The 9,779-nt window shown below is 40.8% G+C and carries 7 protein-coding genes; 6 read left to right on the forward strand and 1 reads right to left on the reverse strand.

Annotated elements, in window-relative coordinates:
* Nucleotides 1-89: 89 nt before the first annotated feature.
* The 6 genes from FTV04_RS02225 (at nucleotide 90) to FTV04_RS02250 (ending at nucleotide 9,293) form a co-directional block, all read left to right on the forward strand.
* The gene (locus FTV04_RS02225; protein ID WP_180023819.1) at nucleotides 90-740 is read left to right on the forward strand and encodes a hypothetical protein; all 651 of its coding nucleotides are present in this window, start codon (nucleotides 90-92) and stop codon (nucleotides 738-740) included.
* Between the two features lie 129 nt (nucleotides 741-869).
* Nucleotides 870-4,442 carry a DNA polymerase III subunit alpha gene (gene dnaE / locus FTV04_RS02230; RefSeq protein ID WP_180088462.1) on the forward strand — a complete coding sequence of 1,191 codons (3,573 nt, stop codon included), beginning with the start codon at nucleotides 870-872 and terminating at the stop codon, nucleotides 4,440-4,442.
* Between the two features lie 51 nt (nucleotides 4,443-4,493).
* Entirely contained in the window at nucleotides 4,494-5,336 is an 843-nt protein-coding gene (locus FTV04_RS02235; RefSeq protein WP_078193553.1) for an RNA methyltransferase, read from the forward strand.
* On the forward strand, nucleotides 5,329-6,138 hold the full coding sequence (gene cysE, locus FTV04_RS02240) for a serine O-acetyltransferase (protein ID WP_180088464.1): 810 nt from the start codon (nucleotides 5,329-5,331) through the stop codon (nucleotides 6,136-6,138). The genes FTV04_RS02235 and cysE overlap by 8 nt, the downstream gene beginning before the upstream one ends.
* A gap of 105 nt (nucleotides 6,139-6,243) precedes the next feature.
* Nucleotides 6,244-7,158, forward strand: a complete 915-nt coding sequence (locus tag FTV04_RS02245; protein ID WP_168377627.1) for an ABUW_2363 family tetratricopeptide repeat lipoprotein — start codon at nucleotides 6,244-6,246, stop codon at nucleotides 7,156-7,158.
* A 167-nt stretch (nucleotides 7,159-7,325) separates the two neighbouring features.
* A complete protein-coding gene (locus tag FTV04_RS02250; protein ID WP_373688109.1) occupies nucleotides 7,326-9,293 on the forward strand; it encodes an esterase/lipase family protein in 1,968 nt (655 codons plus the stop codon).
* A gap of 120 nt (nucleotides 9,294-9,413) precedes the next feature.
* Here FTV04_RS02250 and FTV04_RS02255 read toward each other — a convergent pair.
* Nucleotides 9,414-9,779 (reverse strand): transposase family protein (locus tag FTV04_RS02255; protein WP_180088468.1); only part of this gene is annotated, 366 nt, incomplete at its 5' end.

The following is a 9,779-nucleotide window of genomic DNA, read 5'->3' on the forward strand; positions in this document are numbered from 1 at the left end:
CATAAAATTTAAAATATAACCTTCAATATTACGTTTACAAAAATTTGAATGAGTACAAAATATCAAAAGAATAGAATTTTATATTCCCCATGCAAACTACACTGACAGCACAAATTTTCCGCTTAACTTTTTTCACAACGGGGATATTCATCACTTCTGCAGCATCTGCATCCATTGCTGATTATGACTATGTCACTAGTATTAAGGTAAATGATGTTGACTTAGCCTTACCCTTGCCTGCATCAAAAGCAAATGCATTAATCAGCAAAAGTCCAGTAAAGCTTAAATATGAATATTCAGAATGTACCGGCAATACTGAATTTCATGTCACATCAAAAGGTAAATTTCTAAAATTTGAAATTTATGCAGAGGACAATCCTCAAGTTAAGAATAATTCATTCTATAAAAATAAAAGCAGCTTCGCCCAACTTGGACAAACCAAAGGGGATGTTTGGATGGAATGGGATAAATCCACTCAAATACGCGATAAAATTCAAATTGGGTCAAAACATCTGACAAGCCAATATAACTTTCTACAATTTAAAAAAGACTTTCCCAAAAGTGCAAAATCCGCCAATCCAAATGAAGTTGCATATGTGATTTTACTCTCACCTACTCATGCCAAATCCGTGCTGAAAGAGCCGCAAAATTATGATTTACCCTATATTGGCAATCTAGCATTCAACTTTAAAAATGGCAAATTAACTGCCTTTTCAGTTAATCAAGGTATTGCTTGCTAAATGGTGCTTGTCATACAGCGTTTATTGATTAAACAGTGAATTTATAAATCTGCATAAAGCCATGCAATAAACGCAAGTTTGATCTCAGAGCATGCTAAAATCAGCAGCTGTTTTCGCAGGGACTCATCTATGCACTTTGTACATCTTGGTATTTTTACAGAATTTTCCATTACTGAATCTATTGTACGTATACCTGATCTTGTAAAAGCTGCAGCTGCAGATGAAATGCCCGCTCTGGCCATTACTGACCTTTCAAATCTACATGCTGCTGTAAAATTCTATAAAAAGTGCTTAGATAAAGGCATTAAACCCATATTTGGTTCAACCATTCGTCTGAATGATGCTGAACACAAAGCTACTCTTCTAGCGATGACCAATAAAGGTTGGCGCAGTCTAACAGAATTGGTTTCTGAAGGTTATATTTCAGGTCAACAGCTTGATATTCCTTGCGTAAAAAAAGATTGGATTTTAAATCAACACCAAGACTTGATTGTTTTACTGGGTATGCAAAGTGATGTCGGCAAAATGCTTTGCTCTTCCAACCCGCAAAAAGCTGAACCACTGTTAGCTGAATGGGTCGAAAAATTTGGCAATCGTGTTTATCTAGCGATTACACGAACTGAGCGCTCGGGTGAAGAAGACTTTATTCACGAAGCAGTAAAACTTGCGAAGAAATTTAACATTGGTGTGGTTGCTCATAACGATGTGCATTTTATTCGTAAAGAAGATTTCGAGGCACATGAAGCACGCGTTTGTATTGCCGATGGCTATGTCCTCGGTGACAATCGTCGCCCTAAAAATTACAGTCCTGAACAGTATTTTAAAACTGCCAAGGAAATGACGGAGCTGTTTGCAGACATTCCAACGGCTATAGAAAATACCTATCACATTGCGCGACGCTGTAATGTGTCATTACGTTTAGGCTTCCATGACCTTCCCGATTATCCAATTCCTGAAGGTCATACAATTGACACCTATTTTGAACATTTATCAAAAGAAGGTTTAGAAGAACGTTTAGCGCATTTGTACCCTGTCGAACAACGTGGTGACGACTGGCCAGAAATTCGTAAGCCTTATGATGAACGTTTGGCTTATGAAGTTGGGATCATCCTGACCATGCAATTCCCAGGTTATTTCCTAATTGTCATGGACTTTATTCAATGGTCTAAAGGTAATGGCGTCCCTGTTGGTCCAGGCCGTGGTTCGGGTGCAGGTTCCTTGGTTGCCTATAGTTTAAAAATTACTGACCTAGACCCACTACGTTATGACCTACTGTTCGAACGTTTCTTAAACCCTGAACGTGTATCAATGCCCGACTTTGACGTCGATTTCTGTATTGCAGGTCGTGACCGTGTTATTGACTATGTTGCACGCACCTATGGTCGAGATGCGGTCTCTCAAATTGCAACTTTCGGTACCATGGCGGCAAAAGGTGCAATTCGTGACGTAGCCCGTGTCTTGGGTAAATCTTATGGTTTGGCTGACCGTATTTCTAAAATGATTCCGACCAAGCCTTTAGGTTTAAGTTTGGAAGAATCCATTGAGGCCGAACCACAACTCAAAGATATTGTCACCAATCCATCTAACCCAGATAACGACGATGCAGCCGAAATTTGGGAAATGGCACTCAAACTTGAAGGCATTACCCGTAATACAGGTAAACATGCCGGTGGTGTGGTTATTGCACCAACTAAGTTAACTGACTATTCGGCTGTCCTATGTGATGCAGATGGAACTAACCGTGTAGCCCAATTCGATAAAGACGATGTGGAAGCTGCAGGTCTAGTTAAATTCGACTTCTTGGGCTTACGTAACTTAACGGTAATTGAAGATGCCATTAAGCACATTAATGCCCGTCCAGATATCACTACACCTGTCGATATTTCCTTGATTCCTTTGGATGACAAACCTGCCTATGCTGTGTTCGCAGATGCAAATACCACAGCAGTCTTCCAGTTTGAATCCGTCGGCATGAAAAAAATGCTGAAAGAGGCACGTCCAAGTAAGTTCGAAGAAATTATTGCTTTCGTGTCTTTATACCGTCCAGGCCCCATGGATCTGATTCCTGACTTTATTTACCGTATGCATGGTGGCGAGTTTGAATACTTACATCCATTACTAGAAAGTGTCCTTGAACCGACATACGGCATTATGGTTTATCAGGAACAGGTAATGCAGGCAGCGCAGTTCTGTGCTGGCTATAGCTTGGGTGGCGCGGATTTACTTCGTCGTGCCATGGGTAAAAAGAAAGTCGAAGAAATGATTAAGCACCGTCAGATCTTTACTGAAGGTGCTGCAACCAAAGGTATTGATGCAGATACGGCCAACCATATCTTCGATTATATGGAAAAATTCGCAGGCTATGGTTTTAACAAATCCCATGCCGCAGCCTACGCTCTTGTTGCATATCAAACCGCTTGGTTAAAAGCACATTTCCCAGCTGAATTTATGTCAGCAGTGATGACCTCGGAAATGCAGAACACGGACAACGTGGTGTTCTTGATCGATGACTGTCGAATTAATGGTCTTGAAGTCTTACCACCTTCGGTCAATATGTCTTTATATAATTTCCATGCCAGCGATCCAAAAACCATCGTCTATGGTTTAGGTGCGATCAAGGGTGTCGGTGAAGCTGCCATGCAGTCTGTGATTGACTCACGTATCCAAGATGGCCCATATAAAGATCTGTTTGACTTCTGCCATCGTATTGACCTAAAAAAAATCAATAAGCGCACGCTTGAAGCATTGATTCGTGGTGGCGCATTGGATTGTTTAGGATTAGAACGCGCTGACTTGATGGCGCAATTGCCAGAAGCTGTACAAGCGGCTGACCAAGCCCGTACAAACCGCGAAACAGGGATGATGGATTTATTTGGTGAAGTTGAAGAAGTTCAGCGTAAACCTTCTAAACCTGTTAAACCGTGGTCAGATGAAGTTCGTCTTAAAGGTGAAAAAGATACTCTTGGGCTTTATCTAACAGGTCATCCGATCGATGTGTATCGATCGGAGCTAAAAGCCTTTATTTCACAGCGCATTAATGAGCTTACGCCTACACGACGTGGTGTCACTACAGTATTTGCAGGCCTAGTCGTCGATGTTGCCAACTTCCCGAACCGCATGATGGTGACGCTCGATGATGGTACTGCACGTATTGAAGTGTCTGCGAATCACGAACGTTTTAACCGCTTCAAAGATGTGATTCAAAACGAAAAAGTGGTGGTCATTGAAGGTGAAATTTACGAACGTGAAGGTTTTGATCGGCCAATGGGTCGCTTAACTAAAGCCTTCAGTTTGAATGAAATCCGTCAAAAACGTGCCAATGCCATTCAAATTAAATTAACGCCGGAACATTTTAGTAAAACGCTATCACGCGACATCCAAAATATTTTACTGCCTTTTTGCAATGTCGATATGTGTACGCATATCCCTGTGCAGTTATATATTGACTATCCATATGCGACGGCTGACATTCATTTGGGCTTAAACTGGAAAGTTGCCCCACTAGATGAATTACTGTCTAAGCTGCGTGACTACTTCGGTAAAGAATCTTTGCATGTCGAATATCATGTCAAATCCAAAGCTGCCAAAGCGGTAAGTTATGAACAAGCCTCTATTCCTGCGCAGGTTCCGCCACCGCCAGATGGGATGAGCATGGATGATGCCATGGATTTATACCAAGCAGAAGCCAATCAATTTTCTTAAAGTTTAAACGCTGTTTGAACTGCTTTTTTAAATAAACATATTGGAAATATCATGAATCAAACTGACAATGCTGCGGTTTCAGCACATCTCTCCCATGTGCGTATTGTCATGGTGAACACAACATTACCCGCAAATATTGGTAGTGCATTACGTGCCATGAAAACCATGGGACTTTCAAAGTTAGTCTTAGTTGCACCGAAGACTTACCCGCATCCGGACATTAATGCCTTAGCTGCCGGTGCTGTCGATTTAATTGATCAAATTGAAATCGTTGAATCACTAGAAGATGCCATTAAAGATTGTCATATTGTCTTTGGTACTAGTGCGCGTAGTCGTACCATCCCATGGCCATTACTTGACGCTCGCCCTGCTGCCGAAATGTCTCTCAAAGCGGTCTGCGAACAACAGCAAGAAATTGCCGTTGTGTTTGGCCGTGAAGACCGTGGTTTGACCAATGAAGAATTGGCAATGGCCAACTACCACGTCACTATTCCAGTAAATACTGAATATGGCGTATTGAACGTTGCCCAAGCGATTCAAGTCATTTGCTATGAAATGCGTATGGCTGCCCTTGCACATACTGAGTTAACGGCAAATCCTGATGCCAATATGCATGTGACAGATGACATTGATATGGAATGGGATGAACCTTTGGTGACCCATGAAATGATGGAACAGTTCTACCCGCATATTGAAAAAATGCTGGCAGAGATTGAATTTATGGATCCAAAAAATCCAAGATTATTACCTTTACGCTTGCGTCGCCTATTTGGACGTATACAATTAGATCGTATGGAATACCACTTATTACGTGGCATCTTTAGCCGAGTACAGGCATTAAATAACGGAACATGGAAAAAATCTACAGACAATGAGGATCAATCTAATGCTTAAGCAGCTCAAAGAAGATATACAGGCTGTATTCGCGCGCGATCCTGCTGCACGAAATACACTCGAAGTCTTAACGACTTATCCAGGAATTCATGCCTTAATCATGCATCGTATGGCACATGAACTTTGGAAAAAAGAGTGTAAAGGCTCAGCTCGTCTATTGTCTTCTTTTAGCCGCTTTGCCACAGGCATTGAGATTCATCCGGGTGCGAAAATCGGTCGTCGTTTCTTTATTGACCACGGTATGGGTGTGGTGATTGGTGAAACAGCTGAAATTGGTGATGATGTCACCCTTTACCATGGTGTGACCTTAGGGGGCACAACTTGGAATAAAGGCAAACGTCACCCCACCTTGGAAGATGGCGTAGTGGTTGGCGCTGGTGCAAAGATCTTGGGCCCATTTACGGTGGGTAAAAATGCCAAAGTCGGTTCAAATGCCGTCGTGACTAAAGAAGTTCCTGCAAATACTACTGCTGTGGGCAATCCAGCACGCTTTATCACCAAAGATAAACCAAAAGATGAAGCGGAAACACGTCGTCGCGACTATGCAGAAAGTATTGGTTTTCAGCCTTATGCTGCAACCCAAGACCAAACTGACCCGATGTTAGAAGGTATGCGTGTATTGTTAGATCGTATTCAGCACAATGAAAAACGTATGAATAATTTGTGTCAGCGTTTGTCTCTCCTTGACCCAACGTTCAAAAAGCAACAGCTTAATGAACAACCTTTTAGTCAGGAAGAACTTAAAATCATTGAAGATGTGCGCCGCGAATGCGAAGCTCAAAGTAATCAATCTAAAGCTTAACCAAAAGCAATCATAATAAGTTGCCTTTAACTTGCATGTTGTTCAGAGTTTTTTTAGACTGACCAACATGCTTTTTTGTATAAAATAAATTAATGGATGAATCATATGACGCTTAAGCCCTTGGCAGTTGCTTGTATTGCTTTAACCCTTGCCGCTTGTGGAAGCGCCCCAACTAAAAATAATGCTCCTAAAGATGCCATGATTTTTGTAGAGCCTGAACTGACTCCACCGTTCTACGCACTCAACCCATTTAACTACGATGCACCACCTCCTTTTGAATTAAATTTACAAAAAGCTGCAGCACAGCCTGTGACTAAGATGGTGGTAACTAGCCCGACCGACCCATCTAAACAACTGACACTTGAAGAAAACCGTCTGATTATTCCAATTGTAGACAGCAAAGTACGTTCAATGAAATTTGCTGCTTTAGCGGGTGACAATGAAATCGACATTACTGAAATTGATGATTTCTTACAGCTCGTTGAAGGTAAAGCACGTCACTATCCACCACGTTTTGTTCAACGCCAAGAACGTAAAGGGTTTGAACTTAAACTTAAAGAAGTGACGCAAAAACTAGATACCCTTGCATCTAAAGACAACGCATCTTTTGATGTTTTAGTTCGTGCTTTTAAAGCCAGTGTGATGGCACGTAACCTCGACTTAGGTTCTGTATACACCACTAAATCATTAACTTACGCACAGCGTATTTTAAAAATCAACCAAGATGATGCTGAAGCAAACTTCTGGTTCGGTTTTGGTTTATCTGAAGGTGGTGGTCAACGTGAAGCGATCCCATACTTAGACAAAGCGATGAAAGCGGGTGTTCAAGAAGCGTATCTTTCTGCAGCAAATAACTACATTGCGATGGAACAAAAAAAGAACGCAATTCAGGTCTTAAAGAACTATAAAGTGAAATACCCACAAGAAGGCGAAGTCGCTGACCGCTTAATTCAAGAAATTGAAAAGCAAGGCCGTTGGAATGTTTGGCAAGTTCTAAATCCACCTAAAGCTACATCTTAATTGTAACGATTTAGAAAATTCTTTTGAAAAAAGACCGTTTTAACGGTCTTTTTTCATTTAAGGCGAATTGAAAATCCTGACAATTATCGTATGATTTGAAAATATTCAACCCAATGTGCGACCCCTTTATGCAGCTAAATACTAAAACAATACTGCTCCTTGGAATCATGAGTACCAGCGTACTGAGTGGATGTCAGGTCGTCAGTGTCAAAAACCAAAAACTCAACGTTTCTATTGCCAATGAACGTGAAAGTATTATTTCTCGAAACAAACTCAGCGAAGCCAGTTTAAATGTCTTGTCGATGACAGGTCGTGAAGCCAAAGCGTGTATAGAAGACCCGAAAGCCTGTGTTGATGAACTACAACAGATCCCTCAAATTCAAGATGAACAATTATTGTCTACGGCAAGTGAATTATATTTAGCCAAAGCCATCGAATATGAGTCTTCTTCAGCCTGTAAATTAGGTCTTCTCAGTAGCCACAAATCAGAAGAAAAACAAAAAATTGAACAAGACACTTATAACAAATGTTTAGATCAACAGCTGACGCTACTGGATAAAAGTATTCGCTATAGCTACGCCTATATGTTTAAAACCAAACGTGCGCCTACTGACCGTATTTTTGATAACCGCCAAGTTCAAATCCGAGATTTCTATAATCAAGGGATTGCTAAACTGGTTAGCAGCTATGCACTACGTTATAAACCGCAAGAAGTCACCCAACAGATCAAAGTCGGACAAACCACCTATCATATTGACTTCAGCCATTACCCAGAACTCAAAAATCGTAAAATTGAACAATTGATGTCAACCTATAACCTCAACTTCTCAGGTTTACGTTCAATTACCCGCCGAGATGGTTTTGGTTCCGAATTCCTTGTGGTTTTACCCGAAGAACATACAGTTGAAACAGGCAAAGCCAAATACATTATCAACCCAATAGATTTTAAATATCCGTCTGGTTCAAACCCTAATATCCATCAAGCGCGCTATTTAGCTGCAACCTTAACAGCGGAACCTGTAAGCACCACAACTTCAGTTGATCAAATTTTAAATCAGCATGAGTTTCAAATTAAGGCTTACGACCCGTACAAATATGAACAGGTCAATATTGCCAATAAAAACTATGCCCTTGCAGCCAATTTTTCTGCACCTTATGGTCTTTGGTTAGCACAAAACAACTTGGGCAAGGCAGCGTATTTATCCCTGATTGACCGTGATGAAAAACTCACGATGCCGCATCTCTACATGCTTGAACCATATAATCCTGACAAAAAAGTCATCGTTTTGGTACATGGTCTTGCTAGTAGCCCTGAAGCATGGATTCGTCTCACCAACGATATTATGGGCGATTCTGTGCTACGTGAGCATTATCAAGTGTGGCAAGTGTTCTACTCAACCAACATGCCGATTATTGAAAGCCGCTTCCAAATTTATTCCATATTGACTCAAACTTTTAATAAAGTCGACGCCAATGCTGCAGCTAAAAAAGATGCGGTTTTAGTTGGTCATAGTATGGGCGGAATTATTGCACGACTACTGGTTAGCCAAGCCGATACCACACAATCTGCTTTGAAAATGATGAACTCACGTCAATTAAATCAGTACCGCAATATTCCAGTCGTGAAGCAGCGTATGGTAATTGACGATATTCCAAATTTCAGCCGTGCGATTTTCTTGGCTGCACCGCATCGTGGTACTGAATACGCAGATCGTTGGTTTACCAAAGCTGCTCGAAAAATCATTAAACTTCCGGGCGCTTTCTTATCAGCCATGGGTGATGTGTTAACTCAGGAAGAAGACCTGAAAGATTTATTCCGTGAAATCGACCACGGCTTAATCCAAAATGGACCAAGTGACTTAAGCCACCAATCCAAATTTATTGCGCTCACTGAAGATATTCAGCCACGTATAGGTTTGAAGTTTCACTCAATTATGGGAAATAACACCAACAGCCAAGATAAAAATGTAATCTCAGATGATGTCGTGCCATACACCAGTGCGCATTTAGAGGGTGCTGTTTCAGAAAAAATCATTAAAGGGGGGCATTCGATTCAAGAAACCCCTGAAGCTGTACTCGAACTACGCCGTATATTACGTTTGCATTTGATTGAACTTGGCCTCTATAAACCATAAGGCAATACAGCATTTAAATCGATCTACATATTTTAAAACCGATCTCAGGATCGGTTTTTTTATTTCTGCATTTACTTGAATATGCCATTATTCACGTAATTACTAGATTTCTTTCATAAGTCATTTTTCACTCAGCTCCAAGTTATAAATTCCAGCAATTAGATTGAATCTTAATGCTAGTCTTTTGCCTCGATTGCGATATCGCTCAGCAAGAATTTTGAAGGTTTTCAAACTGCCAAATACATGCTCAATTCCAATTCTTCTTTTATTGATTTCCTGATTATAGATTTTTAGTTCGGAATCCAGTTTACAGCGCTTCTTTGCTTTTAATGGCAACAAGCTATTTGGATACACTGTACAAATTCCCTGATAACCCTTATCCGCAAGGATAAATGCACCTGCAGGAATCTGATTCAAGTTACGTTTGAAGAGTTCGAAATCATGTACGGCACCACGACTCGTACATAAACTCAGGATTTTTTGAGT

The organism is Acinetobacter sp. YH12219, from assembly GCF_013417875.1.
In the GTDB taxonomy this organism is placed as follows: Bacteria; Pseudomonadota; Gammaproteobacteria; order Pseudomonadales; family Moraxellaceae; genus Acinetobacter; species Acinetobacter amyesii.

What these genes read in the sequence shown, in the direction of transcription:
- FTV04_RS02225 (WP_180023819.1), top strand. Translation starts at nt 90, where the DNA reads ATGCAAACTACACTGACAGCACAAATTTTCCGCTTAACTTTTTTCACA.
- dnaE (WP_180088462.1), top strand. Translation starts at nt 870, where the DNA reads ATGCACTTTGTACATCTTGGTATTTTTACAGAATTTTCCATTACTGAA.
- FTV04_RS02235 (WP_078193553.1), top strand. Translation starts at nt 4,494, where the DNA reads ATGAATCAAACTGACAATGCTGCGGTTTCAGCACATCTCTCCCATGTG.
- cysE (WP_180088464.1), top strand. Translation starts at nt 5,329, where the DNA reads ATGCTTAAGCAGCTCAAAGAAGATATACAGGCTGTATTCGCGCGCGAT.
- FTV04_RS02245 (WP_168377627.1), top strand. Translation starts at nt 6,244, where the DNA reads ATGACGCTTAAGCCCTTGGCAGTTGCTTGTATTGCTTTAACCCTTGCC.
- FTV04_RS02250 (WP_373688109.1), top strand. Translation starts at nt 7,326, where the DNA reads ATGAGTACCAGCGTACTGAGTGGATGTCAGGTCGTCAGTGTCAAAAAC.